This window comes from Rhodanobacter sp. B05 (assembly GCF_002001085.1).
GTDB lineage: Bacteria > Pseudomonadota > Gammaproteobacteria > Xanthomonadales > Rhodanobacteraceae > Rhodanobacter.
This window is the reverse complement of the sequence record NZ_MUNU01000016.1, coordinates 13990-35230: the sequence shown is the minus strand read 5'-3', so window position 1 is coordinate 35230 and position 21241 is coordinate 13990. Positions and strand designations below refer to the sequence as shown.

Sequence of the window (21241 nt, the reverse complement as noted above, 5' to 3'; positions counted from 1 at the left end):
TCGGTCGTCGGCGGGAGAGGGGCTTAAGCTGCCACTTCGTCGGCGATCTTTATACGTCCGCGCAATGAATTGGCCATCGCTTCGGTGATTTCCACGTCGATGAACTGGCCGATCAGGCGCGGGTTGCCGGGAAAATTCACGAAGCGCATGTTCTCGGTGCGGCCGGTCAGTTCGCTGGCATCGCGAGTGCTGGGCTTTTCCACCAGCACGCGTTGCACGCTGCCGATCATGGCCTGGCTGATGGCCTTCGCGTTCGCGTTGATCGCGGCCTGCAGGCGGGACAGTCGTTCATGCTTTTCGCTGGCCGGCGTGTCGTCGGCCAAGTTCGCCGCTGGGGTGCCGGGGCGCGAGGAGAAGATGAAGGAGAAGCTCTGGTCGAAGCCGACGTCGTCGATCAGCTTCATGGTCTTCTCGAAATCCTCGGCGGTCTCGCCGGGGAAGCCCACAATGAAATCGGAGGACACGCAGATGTCCGGCCGCACCGCGCGCAACTTGCGGATCTTCTGCTTGAATTCGAGCGCGGTGTAGCCGCGCTTCATCGCGGAAAGGATGCGGTCGGAGCCGGCCTGCACTGGCAGGTGCAGGTAGTTGGCCAGCTGCGGCACGTTCGCATAGGCCTCGATCAGCGAGTCGGAAAACTCCAGCGGATGCGAGGTGGTGAAGCGGATGCGGCCGATGCCGTCGATCTGCGCGATCGCATGGATCAGCACGGCGAGGTCCGCGATGCCGCCGTCATGCGTGGGGCCGCGGTACGCGTTGACGTTCTGGCCGAGCAGGTTGACCTCGCGCACGCCCTGCGCGGCGAGCTGGGCGACTTCCACCAGCACGTCGTCGAACGGGCGGCTGATCTCCTCGCCACGGGTATACGGCACCACGCAGTAACTGCAGTACTTCGAGCAGCCTTCCATGATCGAGACGAAAGCAGTCGGGCCGTCGGCGCGGGGTTCCGGCAGGCAGTCGAACTTCTCGATCTCGGGGAAGCTGATGTCGACCTGCGGCAAACCACTGGCGCGCTGCTTCTCGATCAGCTCGGGCAGGCGATGCAGGGTCTGCGGGCCGAACACCAGGTCGACGTACGGCGCGCGCTTGACGATCGCCGCGCCCTCCTGCGACGCCACGCAACCGCCCACGCCAATGACGACTTGCCGGCCGTCTTTCTTGTGCTGTTTCCAGCGGCCGAGCTGGCTGAATACCTTTTCCTGCGCCTTCTCGCGGATCGAGCAGGTGTTGATCAGGATCACGTCCGCCTCGGCCTCGTCCTGAGTCAGCTCCATGCCGTGCGACGCACGCAGCACGTCGGCCATCTTGGCCGAGTCGTACTCGTTCATCTGGCAGCCGTGGGTCTTGATGAAAAGCTTGCCGCTCATGGCGTGGGTACCGTGGTTCGTTGGCGGAAAACTGAAATCCGCTGAACCGCGCAGTTTACCCGCGTGGAGCCGGCGCTGCCAGCAATCCGCCATGGCAGATCAAGCACTTGCGCCGACCGCGCGTCACCGGCGCAACGTGTGCGGAGCATGGAAACGCTGCGTGGCGCACGAAACCGCCAGCGCGCACTTGGCGTGCGCGGTCCGTGGCGGCACACTGCGCCCATGTCCGGTGCCGCCAGCCACAGGGGAAGCGTCGATCGGCCAGCGCGCTGCTTCCCGTCACGTCCGATCCTTGCCGGGGTCGCGCTGCTGGCTGCGTGTCTGTATGGCGCCGCGGCGCGGGCCGGCACGCTCTACCAGTGCACCGGCAGCAGCGGCGAGACCGTGTACAGCAGCAGCCGTGCGGGCTACCGCGCCTGCCATGCGATCAGCAGCTATGTCGAGCCGAAGGCACGCGTTCGCGCGCTGCCGCGCGAGCGCACTTCGCTGACCGGGGTGACCGGCACCGTCGCCACCACGGCGCGCAGCCTGTTTGCCGGTGGAGCGCAGTTGGTCTCGCTCGCCGGGGTGCGCGGCAGCGTCGTCACCACCGCGCGGGCCACGGATGCGATGCCGGCGGCACCACAGGTATCGCTCGCCCGTGTGCGCGGCTCGGTCGCGACCAGCGCCAGGTTGCCGCTGGCCGCCGCCGCGGCCGGCACACCCGGCCAGTGGCGTTATCGCGAAGCGCATGGCGACGCCGTGCTGGCTGCGCCAGTGGTGGTGGATACCTCCGCCAATCGGGTGCTGCGCGGGGCGGTGTATCGCATCGTGCGTGCGGACGGCAGCGTGGAATACACCAATGTGCAACCGCTCGGCGGCAAGGGGCGCGCGGTGACCATGCTGTTCAGTTACATCGCGACCTGCGTCGCCTGCAACCTGCACTCGACGATCCACTGGAACAGCGTCGCGCTCAACCTTGATGCCTATGCGGACACGATCCGCGCCGCCAGCATCGAGTACGGCGTGGACGAGGCATTCCTGCGCGCGATCATCCATGCCGAGAGCGCGTTCAATCCGCGCGCCCTGTCGATCAAGGGGGCGCAGGGCCTGATGCAGCTGATGCCGACCACGGCCAGCGACATGGGTGTGCTGGACGCGTTCAATTCCGACCAGAACATCCGTGGCGGCGCCCGCTACCTGAGCCTGCTGCTGCACGATTTCAACGGCAACGAACGGCTGGCCGCGGCCGCGTACAACGCCGGCCCGGGCGCCGTGCAGCGTTACAAGGGCATACCGCCGTATGCCGAGACCGAGGTCTACGTGGAACGGGTGGCGACCTTGCGCAAGCGCTACGGCGAGGCGATCCACCCGCCGCTGGCGTCGCGCGGCCCGAGTTGAGTGCCTGCTGCGCCGTACCTGGCTGTCCCCGGTGATATGGTCACCGCCTTGTGCCGGCGGGCGCTGCTACTGTTCCAGCGTGGCGTTGTCGCCCATCACGGGTCGCTGTGCCAGGGTGATCTCCAGATGGAACGGGCCGCCGTCGCGCAGGCCGGAGACCTCGACCTGGCTGCCGGGCTTCAGTGCCGCTTCGTGCCGTCGCAGGTCGGCCGGATCGAGGATGTCGTGCTGGCCGATCCGCAGCAGGATGTCGCGCGGCCGGAGTCCGGCCTGCGCCGCCGGACCACCGGGGTAGACCGCGGTGACCTGGACGCCGCGCGCTGCCGCCGGCAAGCCGCTGTTGGCGGCCACCGGCACGAAAGCGTAGTCGGCGCCGAGCCAGCCGCGCACCACGTGTCCGGTGGCGATCAGCTGATCCAGCACCTTGGTGGCGGTGGCGACCGGGATTGCGAAACCGATGCCTTCGGCGTTGGCCGCCTGGCCCTTGCCGATCAGCAAGGTGTTGATGCCGACCAGCTGGCCCCGGGTATTCACCAGCGCGCCGCCGGAATTGCCCAGGTTGATGGCAGCATCGGTCTGGATGAAATCCTCGGCGCTGGAGCTGTTCAACTGCCGCCCGATCGCGCTCACGATGCCCATGGTGACGGTCTGGTTGAGCCCGAACGGGTTGCCGATCGCGAGCACCACGTCGCCGGGCCGCAACTGCTGCGGGTCGGCCATGTGGATCACCGGCAGGTTGCTGGCATCGATCTTCAGCACGGCCAGGTCGGTTTCCTCATCCGAACCGACCAGGCTGGCCTTGGCGATGCGGCCGTCGTACAGCAGCACCTGGATGTCGGCGGCATTGGCGATCACGTGGTTGTTGGTCAGCACGTAGTCCTGCCCGCGGGCGCTGACGATCACGCCGGAACCGAGGGTCTGCTCGCGATGCTGGTAGGTGGTGGGCTGGCCGCCGAACAACTGCTGCAGCACGGGGTTGTCGTACATGCGCAGGGCTTGTTCGGTGACGATCTTGTTGGCGTAGATGTTCACCACCGACGGTGCCGCGGTGGCCACTGCGTCGGCATAGGATGCCGGCGCCGCGTCGGCGCGCTCGCTGCTTGCCGGTGTGGTCGCGGCGGGAGCCAGTCCGAATCGCGCGCGCAATCGCTCGCCGCTGCCGGGCCAGAACAGACCGACCACGAACGCGAGCGCCAATCCCAGGACGACGAAGCGGGCGATGAAGATCAGGGTGCCGGCGGCATGTTTCATGTCGTGGGGAACGTTCCGGCAAGTCGTGGCAAGAGGCGTCGGGCGGACCCGGCGAGTTTCCGGTTTATTGTACGAGGCCGCCCCTGACGCTACACTAACGCGATTTTTCGGGGCCCCAAACCCCACCCTGGGATGACCTTGCATGTACCGGAGAGCCTGATGGCGAACGAAGTCGTCGATCACGGCCGCCGCCGTTTCCTGACAGCGACCACCGCAGTGGTCGGTGGCATCGGGATCGTGTCGGCAGCTGTGCCCTTCATCAAGTCGTGGGAACCCAGCGCGCGCGCCAAGGCCGCCGGCGCTCCGGTCACGCAATCGCTGAAAAAGGTCGAGCTGGGCCAGCAGCTGATCGTGGGTTGGCGCAGCCTGCCCGTGTTCATCGTCAACCGCACCCCGGCCCAGCTGAAGGTCCTGCCGGAGCAGGATCCGCGCCTGGTCGATCCCAAGTCCGAGGTCGACCAGCAGCCGAAGTACGCGCAGAACGGCACGCGCTCGATCAAGCCCGAATGGCTGGTGATGGTTGGTATCTGCACCCACCTCGGTTGCGTGCCGGACTACAAGGGCGAGATCAAGCCCGAACCGTTCGACCCGAAATGGCAGGGTGGCTATTACTGCCCCTGCCACCACTCGCGCTATGACATGGCGGGCCGCGTCTACCAGGGCGTGCCGGCACCGAAGAACATGCAGATCCCGCCGTATCATTTCGTCGACGACACGACGGTGCAGATCGGCGTGGATCCGAAGGGGGCGACGGCATGAGCAACGTATTCAGCAACATCGGCGCCTGGGTGAACGAGCGTGCACCGGGCATGATGCCGATGTATCGCGCGCACATGACCGAGTACTACGCGCCGAAGAACTTCAATCTCTGGTACTACTTCGGTTCGCTGGCGATCCTGGTGCTGGTCAACCAGATCGTCACCGGCATCTTCCTCACCATGAACTACAACCCGAGCGCGGCGGGAGCCTTCGACTCGGTGCAGTACATCATGCGCGACGTGGAGTGGGGCTGGCTGATCCGCTACATGCACTCCACCGGTGCCTCGCTGTTCTTCGTGGTGGTGTTCCTGCACATGTTCCGCGGCATCATGTACGGCTCGTACAAGAAGCCGCGCGAGCTGGTGTGGCTGCTCGGCATGCTGATCTTCCTGGTGCTGATGGCCGAGGCCTTCATGGGCTACGTGCTGCCGTGGGGCAACATGTCGTTCTGGGGCGCCAAGGTGATCATCTCGCTGTTCGGCACGATCCCCTACATCGGCAATTCGCTGGTGGACTGGATCATGGGCGACTTCCTGCCCGGCGATGCCACGCTGAACCGCTTCTTCGCGCTGCACGTGATTGCCTTGCCGCTGGTGCTGCTGCTGCTGGTGGTGCTGCACATCGCCGCGCTGCATGAGGTGGGCTCGAACAACCCGGACGGCGTGGAGATCAAGAAGGGCCCCAAGGGCAACCGCTGGGATGCGCTGAAGCCGGCCGACGGCATTCCGTTCCACCCGTATTACACGGTGAAGGATCTGGTCGGCGTGGGCTTCTTCCTGCTGATCGCCGCCTTCATCATCTTTTTCGCGCCGACCCTGGGCGGCTGGTTCCTCGAGCACGACAATGCGATCCGCGCCAACAATCTGGTGACCCCGGCGGAGATCAAGCCGGTGTGGTACTTCACCCCGTTCTACGCGATCGTGCGCATGATCCCGTCGTTCCTCGGCACCGCCGTGTGGGGTGTGCTGGCGATGTTCAGCGCGATCGCCGTGCTGTTCGTGATGCCCTGGCTGGATCGCGGCAAGGTCAAGTCGATCCGCTATCGCGGCACCGGCTACAAGGTGGCGCTGGGGATCTTCGTGCTGTCGTTCTTCGGGCTCGGCGCGGTCGGTGCAGGCGTCACCGCCGAGGTGATCCCGGCGTGGTTCGGCGATGTCGACCTCACCTTCTGGGAGAACCTGTTCGGCCGACTGATGACCTTGCTCTATTTCGGCTTCTTCGTCTTCCTCTGGGCCTACACGCATTTCGGCTGGGAGAAGACCAAGCCGGTTCCGGAACGGGTGACCACGCATGACTAGGCGGCAGACCACGATGAAGCATTTTCTCTCCGGTATCGCGCTGGCGTTCGGCCTGCTGGTCGGCGCCATGCCGGTCCACGCCGAGGGTGGCGAAGGCGCGCTGATGAAGTCCGGCGCCGACGTGCGGGATCAGGCCTCGCTGCAGCGGGGGGCGCGGCTGTTCTTCAATTACTGCGTCGGTTGCCACTCGCTGAAGTACATGCGCTATTCGCGCATCGCCGAGGACCTGGGCCTCACCGAAAACGAGGTCATGCAGAACCTCAACTTCACCGGCGCCAAGTTCGACGATCCGGTGATCTCGCATATGCCGGCGGAGCTGGCCAAGACCTGGTTCGGCAAGGATCCGCCGGATCTGTCACTGGAAGTGGATGCGAAGGGCGCGGACTGGGTCTACACCTACCTCAATTCGTTCTACCTGGATCCGCACAGCCCGATCGGCTGGAACAACACCGCCTTGCCGAATGCCGCGATGCCGTTCCCGTTGTGGGAGCTGCAGGGCACGCAGACCGCGCTGATGAAGCCGGCGAAGGACGGCGACAGCGCGGCGGTGGAGAAACTGGTGTTGTCGCAGCCCGGCAAGATGACTCCGGCGCAGTACCAGCAGGCGACCCGCGACCTGACCAGTTTCCTGCAATACGCTTCCGAGCCGGCGGCCTTGCAGCGACATCACTATGGCATCTGGGTCGTCCTCTTCCTTGCCTTGCTGACCTTCCTGTTGGCCCTGCTCAAGAAGGAATACTGGAAGGACGTCCACTGAAGCCGGATGGCACTGCGGATGCGGCGGCCATGAGCCGCCGCGTTCGTTTCATTGATGGGGAATAGCGCATGGTCCAGAGCGCCCGCTTGCGTAATGCATTGACGCTGTACACCACCGCCGATGACATCCAGTGTCATCGCGCCAGGCTCGTGCTGGCCGCCAAGGGGGTCAGTTACGAACGCGTGCTGGTGGATCCGGCCCGGCCGCCGGAAGATCTGGTCGATCTGAACCCCTATGCCAGCACGCCCACCCTGATCGATCGCGAGCTGACCCTGTTCGATACCGCGGTGGTGTGCGAATACATCGATGAACGCTATCCGCATCCGCCGCTGATGCCGATCGATCCGCAATCGCGCGCCAGGCTGCGGGTCGCCGCGGTGCGGATCGAGAAGGACTGGCTGCCGGAGGTCGATACGATCCGGGCCGGTGGCCGGCCGGCGGATGCCGCGCGCAAGCGGCTGCGCGAACACTTGTTGTCCACCGTGCCGCTGTTCAAGGCCTCGAAGTTCTTCCTCAACCCGGAGATGAGCCTCGCCGATTGCCTGGTGGCGCCGGTGATCTGGCGGCTGCCCTGGCTGGAGGTGGATCTGGGTCGCGAAGGCAAGCCGATCATCGATTACGGCGAGCGCCTGTTTCATAGCCAGGGTTTCGCGCGCAGCATGACCGAACAGGAAAAGGCGATGCGGCAACTCCATGAGCAAGCATGACGGCGCACCGATGAGTTCGAATCGCCCGTATCTGCTGCGGGCGATCTACGACTGGATCAGCGACAACGATCTCACGCCGTACATCCTCGTCGATGCGGCGTTCGCCGGCGTGCGCGTGCCGCCGCAGGTGGTCAAGAACGGCCAGGTCGTGCTCAACCTCGCCACCCGCGCCGTGGCCAATCTTGATCTCGGCAACGAGTGGATCAACTTCCAGGCGCGCTTCTCCGGGGTCAGCCAGGTGATCCAGATTCCGGTGCAGTCCGTGCTGGCGCTGTATGCGCAGGAAAACGGCCAGGGCATGATGTTCCCCGCGGAGAATGAAGGCGGCGAGACACCGCCGCCCGAACCGCCGCCGTCCGATCCCGCGCCGGGTGCCGATGAAGGTGGTGACAAGCCCAAGCGTGGTGCGCCGCACCTGCGCGTGGTGAAGTAGCGCGGCACCCCGGTTCCCGCTCGCCGGCTGCGCTCAGTGCAGCCGGTTGCCTTGACGGGGACGCAGCGCCACCACCTTGCCTGAAGTCGATGGCGGGCCGGCATCGGCGTCGTCGGCGGGGGGCAGCAACTCGATGGTGGGCAGGCTGAGGCTGCTGAGTGCATCGCCGATCATCCACAGCCGACCCGCCTCGCGGTCATGCCCGTCGATACTCACCTCGAACCCGTAGCAGCGTTCGACCCGGCGCAGGCCATTGACCCGGCGCAGGCGCAGGCCACGCAAACCAACCGTTTCGTCCAGCAATTGCAAGCCATGCACCTGGCATTGTTGGCGCGCTTCACGGACCGCGCGCTCGCGCGCCACGCTGAGTTTCAGCCACAGCCCCACGGTGGCGCCGAGCACCAGCAACAGCAGGAGATTGGACAAGTCGGACATGCAGCCAGTGTGTGGGCGCCTGCGCCCTCGCGCAAGACGGCGTTCAGTCCAGTTGCAAGCGCAACGACAGGTCGATGGCGCGCACGTGCTTGGTCAACGCGCCCACCGAGATGAAATCGACACCCGTGCGGGCGAACTCGCCGATCGTCTTCAGATCGACGTTGCCGGAAATTTCCAGCGGCACCCGGCCGGCGGTGCGCTTCACCGCCTCGTGCATCTGCGCCAGTTCGAAGTTGTCCAGCATGATGCGATCCGCGCCAGCCTGCAGGGCCTGTTCCAGCTCGTCGAGGCCTTCCACCTCCACCTCCAGCGGCAGCTCGGGGTGGAGCGTGCGCGCCGCGGTCACGGCTGCGCCGATGCTGCCGGCGGCGATGATGTGGTTCTCCTTGATCAGGATCGCGTCGTAGAGACCCATCCGCTGGTTGTGGCCACCACCGCAGCGGACGGCGTACTTCTGTGCCACGCGCAGCCCGGGCACGGTCTTGCGGGTGTCCAGCACGCGCACCCCGGTTCCGGCTACCGCGGCGACGTAGTCGGCGGTGATCGTGGCGGTGGCCGACAGCAGTTGCAGGAAGTTCAGCGCCGATCGCTCCGCCGTGACCAGCGAGCGGGCGTGCCCCGAGAGGCGGCAGATCAGCGTGCCCGGGTCGACCCGGTCGCCGTCGCGCACCGACCAGTCGATCCGGACGGCCGGGTCGAGTCGGCGGAAGCAGGCATCGAACCAGGCGCTGCCGGCAATCACCGCGGCATCGCGACAGGTCAGCTGCGCCCGGGCCCGTGCATCGCCCGGCAGCAGCCCGGCGGTGGCATCGCCGCTGCCCAGGTCCTCGGCCAGTGCATGTTCGACGTCGGCGGCGATCTGCGCAGCACCGGGCTGCGCGAAGGATGCTGCTGCCGCTGTCATTCGGCGGGCGTCGGGGCTGTTGCCGTCCCGTCGGCCTGGCTCAGCTTGCCGACGATGGCGGTCATCGCGCGGTCGAACAGGGCATTGGCTGCCAGCACGCGGGCGTGCCCGTCGGCGAACAGCGCGGCGAGTTCGCGCGGTGCGTAGTCGGCCACCTTCAGGCCGCGTCGATTGACGAACAGGTAGCGGCCGCTCATCGGGCTGATCCACGACAGCTTGGCCCGGGCAGGAGCCTCGCCGTCCAGCGTGAACTCGAGCCAGTTGCCGGGTTGCAGCGCCTGCACCTGGTGCCATTGCGGGCTGTCTGGCGGAACCTCGGCCAATTCCTCCGCATCGAGGATGTCTTCCGGCTCCGCCCGCTGGTCGATGACCGGCTGGATGGAGTCGGGGATCGCCAGCATGGCGGTGTCTTCCGCGGCCACCGCGCCATCGGCGGACGCGCCCTGCTCGGGTTGTTCGCCCAGTTGCTGGCGGTAGTACGCGTGCAACTGGCCAAGCAGTCGCTCCACGTCCTGCTCCTGGAAAGCCACGTTGGCCAGGCCGTGGCGCAATGCTCGCTCGATGCCCGGCAGCATCTGGCGCAGAGTCTGCCGGCTGGTGGTGTCGTTGGCCGGATGGGTGCTGGCGATGAACTCGTCGATGAAGCGCAGTGCGCTCTTGAACTCGGGCGAATCCTCGCCCTGGCGCAGCAGGGTGAGCACCAGATGGTTGGCCCACGCACGGGCCAGCACGCCGTGCACCAGCGGGGGCAGCTTCTGCGTGCCGATGCGGTCGAGGATCTCGCGCGCGGCCCGGCGCCGCGCCTGTTCGAGTTTTTCGCGGCCGCGCGTGGATTCGGCCACGCGCTGCTCGGCCAGCTCGGAACGGCGCTTGTTGACGTCCTGGAATTGCTGCAGGTCGGTCAGCAGGCGTTCGAAGATGCCCATGTCGTCGTCGAAGTCGTGCAGCAACTGGTCGACGATCGACTTCACCTTTTCGTGCAGGCGGTGGTCGCGGTCGGATTCCTCCGACCAGCTCTTGGCCTGCTCGGCGAGGCTGTCCAGCAGCCGGCGCGCGGGGTGCTGGCGGTGCGCGAACAGTTTGCGGTCGAGGATCGCCGCCTTCAGGTAGGGGATCTGCAGCCGCGCCAGCATCACCTGCATCGCGGCGGGCAGGTTGCGGTCTTCCAGGATGAATTCGAACAGCATGCCGACCAGGTCGATGGTGTCCTCGTCCATGCTGGCCACATGGCTGGGCCGCTCGCCGCGCAGGGCGCCGATCTGGGTCAGCAACTGCGCCTTGAGCTGCATGACTTCGCGACCGAGCGCGGCGGCGTCGTCCGCCTGGTCATACGTCAGCGGGCCGGCGCTGACGATCTGGCTCTGCAACACACTGAGCGCGCCGAGCAGTTCGTTGGCCGACGGCAGCGGGCCGCTCGGCATGACGTGCGCGCCGCCTTCGCGAGCAACTCCGCCGCTGGCGCTGCCCCGGCGTGCGCTGAACAGGGCATGCAGGGTATGCAGCAGGTCGCCGGGAATTTCACCGCTCTCGTCGCCCGCGGCCGATCCGCCGGTATTCGTGGCGCCGGCACCGGCCGGAACCTGCTGACCCCCGCGCGGTATATGGTGCCGCAGCTGCGGCAGCACGCCGGCGCGAACCAGTTCGGTATTGATTTCCTGGTAGAGGTCTTCCAGCACCGACAGCACGTAGCGATCGAACAGCTTGTAGATGATCAGCTTGACGCGCATGTCCGCGGTGAGTTCTTGCAGCGCCTGGCGAAACGCCTGGGACAGGATCGCCGGGGCCACCGGATTGTTGGCATCGTCGATCTTGTGGCCACCGCAGATCACCGAGAGCCGCTGGTTGACCGCGAACAGATCGCGCGCCAGGCGCGCCTCGTTCTTGCTGATCATGCTGGTGATCGCCAGCGATTCCTCCAGGTCGCTTTCCGCGACCAGGGTCAGCTCGGCCGAGCCGAGCGAAGACGACGCGGCAGCTGCCTTCGCATTCGCGGGGTGAGCCAGGTCGCTCAGGTGGCGGGCGATCGCGCCGAGGAAATTGCGCTCGATGCCGGGGCGACGCTTGCGCACCTCGCGCATGCCGTCGAAATAATGCATCTGGGCGGCGTTGTTCTCGGCCTTTTCGGCGAGGTCGAACAGCGCGTCGTCGACCCGTTCGAACGCGTTGCCCACCGTTTGCTGCAGCTTCTTGCCGGCGATCCCGCGCACGGCGCTGAGCAACTCGCCGACGCGCTCGCTGGATGGTTCCATGCGCGGGCTCAAGTTGACGACCCTGGTTGGCTCACCGGCTTCATTCATCGCCACATCCCCCTGAGGTGCCCCGCGCACGGCTGGGCCAGGAAAGGCGGCGCGGGGGATGACAATAAGCCAAATTCCGGCCCCATGCCACGCCCATCGCCCGTGCAGACATGCCAGCCGTGTCCTACGTCACGGGAAATGCGGTCAGCTGCAGGGTGCCGATGCCTTCCTCGGGCAACATGACCGGGATGCCGTCCTCGATGCGGTAAATCAGCTTGTGATCGATGGTGATCAGCGCCTCGGCCACCGGTTCGCGTACGGCCACGCCGGCGACCGTATCGACCTGCCCGGCGGCAATCGCCCCGTTCAGCGCGTCCAGTTGGTGCCGCGTCAGCAGGCGCACCGGGGTCTTGCTGACCGGGCAGCACAGGATGTCTAGGAGGCGCTTGTCCATGGTGGCCTGGTTCGGGTGTGTCGGGTCGGGAAAGCCCGTACAATAACGGTTTTTGGACGTTCCGACCATGACACCAGCAAGCAAGGCGCCGCGTGTGGGCGTGGTGATGGGTTCGCGTTCGGACTGGGAAACCATGCGGCACGCGGCCGACGTGCTGACCGAGCTGGGCGTGGCGCACGAGGTGCGGGTGGTTTCCGCGCACCGCACGCCGGATCTGCTGTTCAGCTACGCCGAACAGGCGTCGGAGCGCGGCATCCAGGTGATCATCGCCGGTGCCGGCGGCGCTGCCCATTTGCCCGGCATGCTGGCCGCCAAGACCCGCCTGCCGGTATTCGGCGTGCCGGTGCAGTCGAAGGCACTCAACGGGATGGATTCGCTGCTGTCGATCGCGCAGATGCCTGCAGGTATTCCCGTCGGCACGCTGGCGATCGGGCGTGCCGGCGCGGTCAATGCCGGGTTGCTGGCCGCCGCGGTGCTGGCCCTGCACGACCAGGCCTTGTGCCATGCGTTGGAAGACTGGCGGACGCGGCAGACGCAGGCCGTGCTCGAGCAGCCGGATCCGCGTTCTTGAGCGGGCAGCGACAACCCGTGGTGGGCATTCTTGGCGGCGGTCAGCTGGCTCGCATGCTGGCCCTGGCCGGCGCGCCGCTGGGTGCAAAGACCATGGTGGTCGACAGCTCGGCCGATGCCTGCGCGGGTCAGGTGGCACCGCTGGTGGTGGCCGACTGGACCGACTACGCCGCGCTGGAGGCGTTTGCCGCGCAGGTCGACGTGATCACCTTCGATTTCGAAAACGTGCCGGCCGAAACCGCGCGCTGGCTGGCGGAACGCGTGGCAGTGTTTCCGGCGCCGCAGGCGCTGGCTGTGGCGCAGGATCGGCTGGCCGAGAAAACCCTGTTCCGTGAATGCGGCTTGCCGACCCCTGATTTCATGACGGTGGGTACGCGCGAGGAACTCGATCAGGCGCTGGCAAGGGTCGGGACTCCGGCGATCCTCAAGACGCGCCGACTCGGTTACGACGGCAAGGGGCAGTTTCGCCTCGCCGGTCCGGCCGACGCCGACGCCGCGTGGGCCGCGCTGGGTGCGCAGGCGGCCAGGCACGGCTTGATCCTGGAGGCGTTCGTGCCGTTCGAGCGCGAGCTGTCGGTGATCGCCGTGCGCGCCCGCGACGGCGAATTCCGCACCTGGCCGCTGACCGGCAACTGGCATGTCGACGGGGTGCTGTCGATGAGCCTGGCGCCTGCGCCGGACCTGGGCCAGCTGCAGCAGCGCGCTACCGCGCTGGCGCACACCCTGGCCGAGCGGCTCGACTATGTCGGCGTGTTCGCCCTGGAGCTGTTCGTCAAGGACGGCGAGTTGCTCGGCAACGAGATGGCACCGCGAGTTCACAATTCGGGTCACTGGACCATCGAGGGCGCGCACACCAGCCAGTTCGAGAATCACGTGCGCGCGGTGCTCGGCCTGCCGCTGGGCGATACCGCCGCACGCGGCGTCGCCGCCATGTTCAACTGGATCGGCGAACTGCCCGTGGCTGCGCCCGTGCTGCGGGGCGTGGATGCGCACTGGCACGACTACGGCAAGCAGTCGCGGCCGGGTCGCAAGGTCGGTCACGCCACGGTATGTGCGGCGGACGCGGCGCAACTGGCGATCCGGCTGGGCGAACTGGCCGTGGCGCTGGGTCGCGAAGAGCAGGCGGCGTCGGTGCTGCAATCGCTGCGTTGACCCGTTCCGGCGATCACAAAAAAAGCGGAGCCGGTGCAGGCTCCGCTTTTTTTGTGGCGTTGAGGCGGGATCAGGCGAGATTTTTCGCCGCGAAGTCCCAGTTCACCAGATTCCAGAACGCCTCCAGGTATTTCGGCCGCGCGTTGCGGTAGTCGATGTAGTAGGCGTGCTCCCACACGTCGGCGGTGAACAGCGGCTTGTCGCTGCCGGTGATCGGGGTGGCCGCGTTCGCGGTGTTGACGATGCCGAGCGAGCCGTCCGGGCGCTGCACCAGCCAGGTCCAGCCGGAACCGAAGTTGCCGGCGGCCGACTTGCTGAACTCCTCCTTGAACTTGGCGAATGAGCCGAACGCCTTGTTGATCGCATCGGCCAGCTTGCCGGTCGGCTCGCCGCCGCCCCGGCCCTGAGGAGCGCTGGGGCTCATCGAATTCCAGTAGAACGTGTGGTTCCACGTCTGCGCGGCGTTGTTGAACATGCCGCCGGAGGATTTCCTGACGATGTCTTCAAGCTTCGCGTCGGCAAACTCGGTGCCTTCGATCATCTTGTTGAGATTGGTGACGTAGGCCTGGTGATGCTTGCCGTAGTGGTATTCCAGCGTTTCGGCGGAGATGTGTGGCTCCAATGCGTTCTTTTCGTAGGGGAGCGGGGGAAGTTCGATGGCCATGAGCGGCTCCTTGGCGGTTGCTGAGGGAGAAAGCGCGGGCGCTGCGGATGGCGCCCGGCAAGCGACTGGTACAATAAGGGATTGCATGCATTGTAAAGATGAAACCCCGACCATGGATACAAACGAGCAAATCAAGGCGATGCTGGCCGAGCATCCCATCGTGCTTTTCATGAAAGGCACGCCGCAATTCCCGATGTGCGGTTTCTCCAGCCGCGCGGCGCAGGCGCTGACGCAAGCCGGCGCCCAGTTCCACGTCGTCAACGTGCTGGCCGATCCGCAGATCCGCGCGGCCCTGCCGCACTTCGCCAACTGGCCGACCTTCCCGCAGTTGTTCATCCATGGCGAGCTGATCGGCGGCTGCGACATCATCGAGGAACTGATGGTGGCGGGTGAACTGTCGCGCATGGCCAGCGACGTGGCGGGGATGGCGTCTTGACCACCTTGCCCGTGGCGCACCTTCCCGCGGGCTGGCAGCCGGCGGGCGACACCCTGGTCGATCGGGTGGTGCTGGTCACCGGCGCCTATGGCGGCCTCGGCAGCGCGGTCGCGCGTGCGGCCACGCGCGCAGGCGCTACCGTGGTGATCACCGGCAAACGCAAGCGCCAGCTCGAGAAGCTCCACGACGCGATGCGCGAGGAAGGCCTGGCTGAGCCGGTGATCCATCCGCTGGACATGGAAGTGGCCACGCCGAAGGAATACGGCGCACTGGCGGAAGGGCTGGAGCGCGACTTCGGTCGCCTCGACGGCATCGTGCATTGCGCCGCCAGCTTTGCCGGACTGACCTCGATCGCGATGCACCGGCCCGACGATTGGCTGCGTGCCATGCACGTCAATGTCAACGCGCCGTTTGCCCTGACCCAGGCCTGCCTGCCGCTGCTCACCCAGGCCAGCGACAGTGCGGTGGTATTCGTGCTGGACAATCCGGAGTTGCTGCAGCGCGCGCACTGGGGCGGCTATGGCGTGTCGAAGGCGGCGCTGGAGCGGTTCGTGGCGATCCTGCACGAGGAAACCGACGAGAGCCCGCTGCGCGTGCATGCCATGCTGCCCGCGCCGATGCGCACGGCGCTGCGCCGTCTGGCCTACTTCGGCGAAGACATCCTGCAGCGGCCGACGCCGGATGCCGGCGCGGTGGCGGCGGTTTATCTGCTCGCCGCACAGGCGCGTGCCGCGCGTGGTGCCGTGCTCAACCTTCGTTCCGACCAATGATCGCCGTAGGAGCCCGCTTGCGGGGCGATGCTGTTGATTTGATCTTCCATTTCGCACGAGAGAACGAGCATCGCCCGCGAGCGGGCTCCTACGCATGCACGATCTGACGGCACTTCAAAAACCAGCCTGCAGGGAGTCGAGATGGAAGCGCAGATGACCACGTTGTCGGCGGGAATCATGTTGTTCCTGATCATGGATCCGCTCGGCAACATCCCGTTTTTCCTGAGTCTGCTCAAGGGTGTGCCGCCGCGTCGGCGGCGCCGCGTGATGGTGCGCGAATTGCTGATCGCGCTGGGCGTGCTGCTGGCCTTCCTGTTCGGTGGCCAGCACATGCTTCACCTGCTGCAGTTGAAGCCGGATTCGATCAGCATCGCCGGCGGCATCGTGCTGTTCCTGATCGGCATCCGCATGGTGTTTCCGCCGGCGGATGGCGGCGGAATCTTCGGCAAGCCCGGGCAGGGCGAGCCCTTCATCGTGCCGATGGCGATCCCCGGCGTGGCGGGCCCCTCCGCGATGGCCGCCTTGTTGCTGTTGACCAACACCCAGCCCGGCCGCACGGCAGACTGGGTGGTGGCCTTGCTGCTGGCATGGCTGGCCACCTCGGCGATCCTGCTCAGCGCCACCTACCTGTTCCGCTGGCTCGGCGAGAGCGTGCTGACCGCGCTGGAACGGGTGATGGGCATGTTGCTGATCGCCTTGTCGGTGCAGATGTTCATGTCAGGCGTGGCGTCGTTCCTGCATTCGGTGCCTTGACCCGAAGCGCCACGGCAAGTCTTGGGCCCGGCGTCCACTGGATCGTCGAACTGTCATGATCGGCAGGCACGATGGTGGAAATCCGAGGATTTCCCCATGCTCAGCATCGAACAGTCCCTCACCGAACGACTGCCCTGGCTGGCGCGCTACCCCGGCATCCGGCGACCGGTGGCGGACATGCTCGGCCGATTGGCCGACGAGGATCGTTTCAACCGGGTGCTGCAGCGGATCGGTGCCGCCGAGGGCTTCGACTTCGTGGAGCGCACGCTGGACGTTCTGGGCATCGGCTATCACGTCGATCCACGCGAGCGCGAGCATATTCCGGTCGATGGCCCGCTGCTGGTCGTGGCCAATCATCCACTCGGCATGCAGGATGCGCTTGCCCTGCTGCAGCTGATCGGCTCGGTGCGCCGCGACGTGCGCATTCTCGGCAACGAGTGGCTGGCGGCCATTCCGCAATTGCGCAAGCTGCTGCTGCCGGTCGACGTGTTCGGTCAGGGTGCGGCATCGCGCCTGCGCGGCATTTATCGTGCCCTCGACAAAGGCGAGGCGCTGATTGTGTTCCCTGCTGGTGAGGTGTCTCGAATCAGTCCGGCGGGCGTGCGCGACGGGCAATGGTCGGGTGGCTTCGCACGACTGTCCTCGCGCAGCGAGGCGCCGGTATTGCCGGTGCATATCGCTGCGCGAAATTCAACCATGTTCTACGGTTTGTCGATGCTGGCCAGACCACTGGGCACGGCGATGTTGCCGCGCGAGGCAGTGGCGCCGAGCAGTCGGCGCATTGGCCTGAGCATCGGGGCGCTGGTGAGTGCACAGGAGATCGCGAGGCGCAGTGGCGGCTCAAGCGCGCAGGCCGCCCGACTGATGCGTCGGCACGTCTATCGGGTCGGTCGGCATCGCGGCCTGATCTTCGGCGGGCAGGCGCCCCTGGCGCTGCCTGAACTGGCCGGGCAGGTGGCGGTGGAATTGAGTCGCTCCGAGAAGCTGCTCGAGCTCGGCGACGGCAAGCAGGTGTGGCTGTTCAAGGGTGCGTTCGACAGTGCCGCGATGCGCGAGATCGGTCGCCTGCGCGAACTGACCTTCCGCAAGGTGGGCGAGGGCACCGGCGCCCGGCGCGATCTGGATGCCTGCGATCCGCATTACGAGCATCTGGTGCTGTGGGATCCGGACGCGTTGCGTATCGTTGGTTCCTATCGCCTGGGCCTGGCCAGCCGCTTGATCGCGGAGCGTGGCATGGCCGGCTTGTACAGCTCGAGTCTGTTCGATTATTCGCCAGCCCTGCAGGCACGCCTGACACAGGGACTGGAGCTGGGCCGCAGTTTCATTGCTCCGGCTTACTGGCGCTCGCGCGCGCTTGACCAGCTTTGGCAGGGTATCGGTCTTTATCTGCAGCGTCATCCCGAACTGAAGTATCTGTTCGGGCCGGTAAGCATGTCGGTAAACCTGCCGCGCGAAGCCCGTGAATGGATTGCTGCTGCGCATGAGCATTATTTCGGCGCTCCGGGCCTGGCGACCGCGAGGAATCCATTCGTGATTTCACGGCAGGTCGCCGATGGCGTGCGGCGGGAGTTCGACGGCCTCGATGCCATGGCGGGATTGGGAAAACTCAAGCGTCATCTCGATGCACTGGGTGTCACCATGCCGGTGCTGTATCGACAGTATGTCGATCTGGTTTCATCGGATGGCGTGCGATTTCTGGATTTCGGTGAGGATCCCGATTTTTCCGGCTGCGTGGACGGACTCGTGTTGCTTGATCTGGCCGCCCTCAAACCCGCAAAACGCACCCGCTATCTGGGGAAATCCGATTGACCCATGCATGGCGACGGGCAGCGGTGCAACAAGCTCCCGTACCTCTCCATCGCCTGATACAACGATTGATTGGCAATTGCGTCAGTTGTTGTAAAATTGTTGTAAGGTAAATCCGGCAAGTTAATGGAGGCCCTTTTGATGGATCAGGTCCGCCTTGGGCGGAACGGCTGCAAGTAATTGCGAAACAATCACGGCTTATTCGCCTGGCTGAGAAGTCAGGTTTTTTTGTGCTCGGCATTTGCGTTTTTTCTTTCGCTTTTTTGGATCATTTTGGCAAGAAACTGCGACGCGACCTGGTGAAAGCCTGGTCGCCGACTATTCCGGAGACCCCTTCGGTGAGCTGCAACCCGGACCGCCCCTGCTTGTTGGAGCGAGGGTGTTCGGCGCCGTGAGTGGGGCGAAAGACCGCCGCAGGCCCCCTAGGCCCGACCACTTATCTGTTTGAACTATTCGAGATGGAATCAACCATGAAACATACCCGCCTTTCCGTATCCATCGCACTTGCCTGCTGCATGAGCGCCGGCCTGGCCATGGCACAAAATGCCCCCGAGCAGACACCTTCTGCGGCCAATAGTGCCCAGGCTGCGCAGCGCACCTCGGCGTCGAGCACGTCGAACCAGACGACGTCCAACGACACCAAGCGCGTGCAGCAGCTGTCCGCGGTGCTTGTGCAAGGCAAGGCACTGTCTCTCGGCGGTGGTTTGATGTCGGTGCAGACCGCGCCCAAGGCGGTGTCCACGATCAGCCGCGACGCCATCGTGAAGGCGGCGCCGGGTGGGACCTTCGTGCAGATGATCGACAGCATCCCCGGCGTGAATGCGTCCACGGACGATTTCACCGGCCTTGCCAACGGCAACTACAGCATTCGTGGCTTCACCAGCGACGAGATCGGCACCACCGTCAATGGCGCGCCGATCAACGACAGCGGCAACTACAAGGTGTATTCCACCGAGTACGGCGATACCGAAAACTACGGCGACATCACCGTGCTGCAGGGCTACCCGGATGTGGACACACCCGTCTCCGGCGCCGCCGGCGGCTCGATCGCGTGGGTGACCATCGACCCTTCGCACACCGCCGGGCTGGATGTCAGCCAGACCCTGGGCAGCAATGATTATCGGCGCACCTTCCTGCGCCTCAATACCGGGGACACCGGCGCGTTCCGCTCGTGGGTTTCCTATTCCCACAACGAGGCCGACCTGTGGCGCGGTCCGGGCCATTACTCGGCCGACAAGATTGACGCGAAGTCGATCTGGACCATCAACAACGACGACTCGATCTCGGCATCGTTCCAGTACAACCGCGAGATGGGCAACGAGTATTACAGCCTGAGCAAGGCGCAGGCGCAGCAGAACTACAATCAGGGTTACGACGCCACGTTGCTGACTCCGACGGACACCAATTTCTACAAGTTGCACCTCAACCCGTTCCGCAGCTACATGGTGAGCATGGACGGAGAGTTCCGGTTGAGCGACAGCCTGCACTTGTCCGTGGTGCCCTATTTCCAGTACGGCTATGGCGGCGGCGGGTCGGGTACCACGTTCACCGAAACCACCTCCACGCTCAACCTGTACAGGGAAACCAATCAGGATCTGAATGGCGATGGCGTGCTCAAGGGCAGCGACCTGGTTTATGCGTTCAGCGCTTCGCACACTTACCGTCCCGGCATCATCGCGAAATTGAACCAGGACTTCGGCGAGAACAACAGCCTGGAATATGGCTTCTGGTACGACAAGCCGCGCCAGTCGCAGAGCCAGGTGTTTTCGTCCACCGCCCCGGTTACCGGCATTCCGTCGGACCAGTGGGCCGCAGCTGATTTGATCCGCTACCCCGATGGCTCCGTGCAGAAGGCCTATGACGAGTTCACCCGCACGGATACGCGCAAGGTGTTCGCCACGGATACCTGGACTCCCACCGACCAGCTGACCCTGACCGCGGGCGTTTCCTATCTCTGGGTTCAGCGCGACGGCTTCGACTATGAGTGGCCGGGTTCGGTGAGGAAGTACCAGAGTCAGATCGGCGGCCCGACCAAGGCCAGCTATCACGACTGGAGCCCTACGGCAGGTGCCACCTTCCAGCTGAATGACCAGAACCAGTTTTACATCGGTGCCGGCAAGACGTTCCGCGCGCCGGTCAACAGCGCGATCCTGCTCAACGCCATCGTGGCGACGGCCCCGGATGGATATGGCACGCCGATCAACGGGCTGGTCAACAAGCCGGAGACCGCGACGACTTATGACGCAGGCTGGCGTTATTACGGTGGCCAGTTCTCCGCGAATGTCGATGCGTATGCGTCCATCCTGAACAACAAGCAGGTTTCCGGCTACGACGAGAACACCGGGCAGTCGGTGTATCTGTCGATACCCAGATTGCACATGAGCGGCCTGACCGCCGAGGCCAGCTACAAGATCACCCCGGACTGGACCGCGTACGCCTCGTACGCCTATACCAAGTCGATCATGCAGTCGAGTCTCAACACCGATACCATCAGCCCCGGTCCGGGGGTTTATCCGAGCGACCTCGGCGACGGCATCTACAACACCAAGGGCAAGACCTTCATCAACACGCCGCTGAACTCGGGCTTCGTACGCCTGGGTTACGACCACGGCCCGTTGTGGGCGAGCATCGATGCGAAATACCGCGGCGCGATCTGGGGCGACTGGTCCAACACCGAGAAGGTGGGCGGCTACACCACGATCAACCTGAGCGCTGGCTGGCGTTTCAGCGATTTCTCGTCGTGGTTCCGCAAGCCCTACATCAAGCTCAACGCGTTCAACCTTGCCGATCACAAGGCGCTGACCTACGCCAGCAACATCAGCGCCTACCTCGCATCCAATCCGAACGGCATCAAGGATGTGAACGGCACCAAGTTGTATGCCAGCGCGCCGTACTACTCGCTGCTGGAGGGGCGCACCGTGATGGTGACGCTGGGCGCCTCGTTGTTCTGATAGCGGCCATCACGGGCGGCCCTGCCTCCTGATCTCAGCGATGCCCCCGCTTGCGGGGGCATTTTTTTGTCCGCCGCGCGGCCTGCCGCCGATGCCTTGGGTGGCGGCATCACCCGGCAGATCTTCCGGGAATTCGGATGGGTTTTCTCGACTGGCC

General features: G+C 65.3%; 20 protein-coding genes. 13 read left to right on the top strand and 7 right to left on the bottom strand.

Features of this window, described 5'->3' with window-relative positions; all coding sequences use genetic code 11:
- Positions 1–23: 23 nt before the first annotated feature.
- Positions 24–1367, bottom strand: coding sequence for a tRNA (N6-isopentenyl adenosine(37)-C2)-methylthiotransferase MiaB (miaB, locus tag B0E47_RS10890; RefSeq protein WP_077514291.1), 1344 nt, complete (start codon positions 1365–1367; stop codon positions 24–26).
- A 147-nt stretch (positions 1368–1514) separates the two neighbouring features.
- Between miaB and B0E47_RS10885 the strand changes: the two genes are divergently transcribed.
- Positions 1515–2747 (top strand): lytic transglycosylase domain-containing protein, encoded by a 1233-nt coding sequence (locus tag B0E47_RS10885; protein ID WP_343124532.1) that lies wholly within the window; start codon positions 1515–1517, stop codon positions 2745–2747.
- 66 nt (positions 2748–2813) lie between these two features.
- Here the strand turns inward: B0E47_RS10885 and B0E47_RS10880 are convergent, their stop codons facing one another.
- Positions 2814–3998, bottom strand: coding sequence for a trypsin-like peptidase domain-containing protein (locus B0E47_RS10880; protein ID WP_077514289.1), 1185 nt, complete (start codon positions 3996–3998; stop codon positions 2814–2816).
- Positions 3999–4157: 159 nt separating this feature from the next.
- Here B0E47_RS10880 and petA point away from each other — a divergent pair, with 159 nt between their 5' ends.
- From petA to B0E47_RS10855, 5 genes are all read left to right on the top strand, one after another.
- Positions 4158–4757 (top strand): ubiquinol-cytochrome c reductase iron-sulfur subunit, encoded by a 600-nt coding sequence (gene petA, locus B0E47_RS10875; protein ID WP_077514288.1) that lies wholly within the window; start codon positions 4158–4160, stop codon positions 4755–4757.
- The gene (locus B0E47_RS10870) at positions 4754–6055 is read left to right on the top strand and encodes a cytochrome bc complex cytochrome b subunit (protein ID WP_077514287.1); all 1302 of its coding nucleotides are present in this window, start codon (positions 4754–4756) and stop codon (positions 6053–6055) included. Before petA ends, B0E47_RS10870 begins: the two co-directional genes overlap by 4 nt.
- Positions 6056–6068: 13 nt before the next feature.
- Complete coding sequence (locus tag B0E47_RS10865; protein ID WP_077514286.1) at positions 6069–6812, top strand: cytochrome c1; 744 nt, start codon at positions 6069–6071, stop codon at positions 6810–6812.
- Between the two features lie 68 nt (positions 6813–6880).
- Positions 6881–7519 (top strand): glutathione S-transferase N-terminal domain-containing protein, encoded by a 639-nt coding sequence (locus B0E47_RS10860; RefSeq protein WP_077514285.1) that lies wholly within the window; start codon positions 6881–6883, stop codon positions 7517–7519.
- Positions 7520–7529: 10 nt separating this feature from the next.
- Positions 7530–7952 (top strand): ClpXP protease specificity-enhancing factor, encoded by a 423-nt coding sequence (locus B0E47_RS10855; RefSeq protein WP_077514395.1) that lies wholly within the window; start codon positions 7530–7532, stop codon positions 7950–7952.
- Positions 7953–7985: 33 nt separating this feature from the next.
- On the opposite strand, the gene B0E47_RS10850 is transcribed toward B0E47_RS10855, so the two are convergent.
- The 4 genes from B0E47_RS10850 to B0E47_RS10835 form a co-directional block, all read right to left on the bottom strand.
- On the bottom strand, positions 7986–8387 hold the full coding sequence (locus B0E47_RS10850; protein WP_077514284.1) for a DUF3301 domain-containing protein: 402 nt from the start codon (positions 8385–8387) through the stop codon (positions 7986–7988).
- 43 nt (positions 8388–8430) lie between these two features.
- On the bottom strand, positions 8431–9291 hold the full coding sequence (gene nadC, locus B0E47_RS10845) for a carboxylating nicotinate-nucleotide diphosphorylase (RefSeq protein WP_077514283.1): 861 nt from the start codon (positions 9289–9291) through the stop codon (positions 8431–8433).
- Positions 9288–11588: a DUF1631 domain-containing protein gene (locus B0E47_RS10840; RefSeq protein ID WP_077514394.1), complete on the bottom strand. Its 2301-nt coding sequence runs from the start codon at positions 11586–11588 to the stop codon at positions 9288–9290. Before B0E47_RS10840 ends, nadC begins: the two co-directional genes overlap by 4 nt.
- Before the next feature lie 124 nt (positions 11589–11712).
- The gene (locus B0E47_RS10835; RefSeq protein ID WP_077514282.1) at positions 11713–11982 is read right to left on the bottom strand and encodes a Trm112 family protein; all 270 of its coding nucleotides are present in this window, start codon (positions 11980–11982) and stop codon (positions 11713–11715) included.
- Positions 11983–12049: 67 nt separating this feature from the next.
- Between B0E47_RS10835 and purE the strand changes: the two genes are divergently transcribed.
- Positions 12050–12553 (top strand): 5-(carboxyamino)imidazole ribonucleotide mutase, encoded by a 504-nt coding sequence (gene purE / locus B0E47_RS10830; RefSeq protein WP_077514281.1) that lies wholly within the window; start codon positions 12050–12052, stop codon positions 12551–12553.
- Entirely contained in the window at positions 12550–13704 is a 1155-nt protein-coding gene (locus tag B0E47_RS10825; RefSeq protein ID WP_077514280.1) for a 5-(carboxyamino)imidazole ribonucleotide synthase, read from the top strand. The genes purE and B0E47_RS10825 overlap by 4 nt, the downstream gene beginning before the upstream one ends.
- 70 nt (positions 13705–13774) lie before the next feature.
- Here B0E47_RS10825 and B0E47_RS10820 read toward each other — a convergent pair whose 3' ends face one another.
- On the bottom strand, positions 13775–14368 hold the full coding sequence (locus B0E47_RS10820; protein WP_077514279.1) for a Fe-Mn family superoxide dismutase: 594 nt from the start codon (positions 14366–14368) through the stop codon (positions 13775–13777).
- A 112-nt stretch (positions 14369–14480) separates the two neighbouring features.
- Here B0E47_RS10820 and grxD point away from each other — a divergent pair, with 112 nt between their 5' ends.
- From grxD to B0E47_RS10795, 5 genes are all read left to right on the top strand, one after another.
- A complete protein-coding gene (grxD, locus tag B0E47_RS10815; RefSeq protein WP_077514278.1) occupies positions 14481–14804 on the top strand; it encodes a Grx4 family monothiol glutaredoxin in 324 nt (107 codons plus the stop codon).
- Positions 14801–15574 (top strand): SDR family NAD(P)-dependent oxidoreductase, encoded by a 774-nt coding sequence (locus tag B0E47_RS10810; protein WP_077514277.1) that lies wholly within the window; start codon positions 14801–14803, stop codon positions 15572–15574. Before grxD ends, B0E47_RS10810 begins: the two co-directional genes overlap by 4 nt.
- Positions 15575–15727: 153 nt before the next feature.
- Complete coding sequence (locus B0E47_RS10805; protein WP_077514393.1) at positions 15728–16327, top strand: YhgN family NAAT transporter; 600 nt, start codon at positions 15728–15730, stop codon at positions 16325–16327.
- Between the two features lie 96 nt (positions 16328–16423).
- Entirely contained in the window at positions 16424–18136 is a 1713-nt protein-coding gene (locus B0E47_RS10800) for a GNAT family N-acyltransferase (RefSeq protein ID WP_077514276.1), read from the top strand.
- Positions 18137–18603: 467 nt separating this feature from the next.
- Positions 18604–21084: a TonB-dependent receptor gene (locus B0E47_RS10795; RefSeq protein WP_077514275.1), complete on the top strand. Its 2481-nt coding sequence runs from the start codon at positions 18604–18606 to the stop codon at positions 21082–21084.
- Positions 21085–21241 lie beyond the last annotated feature (157 nt).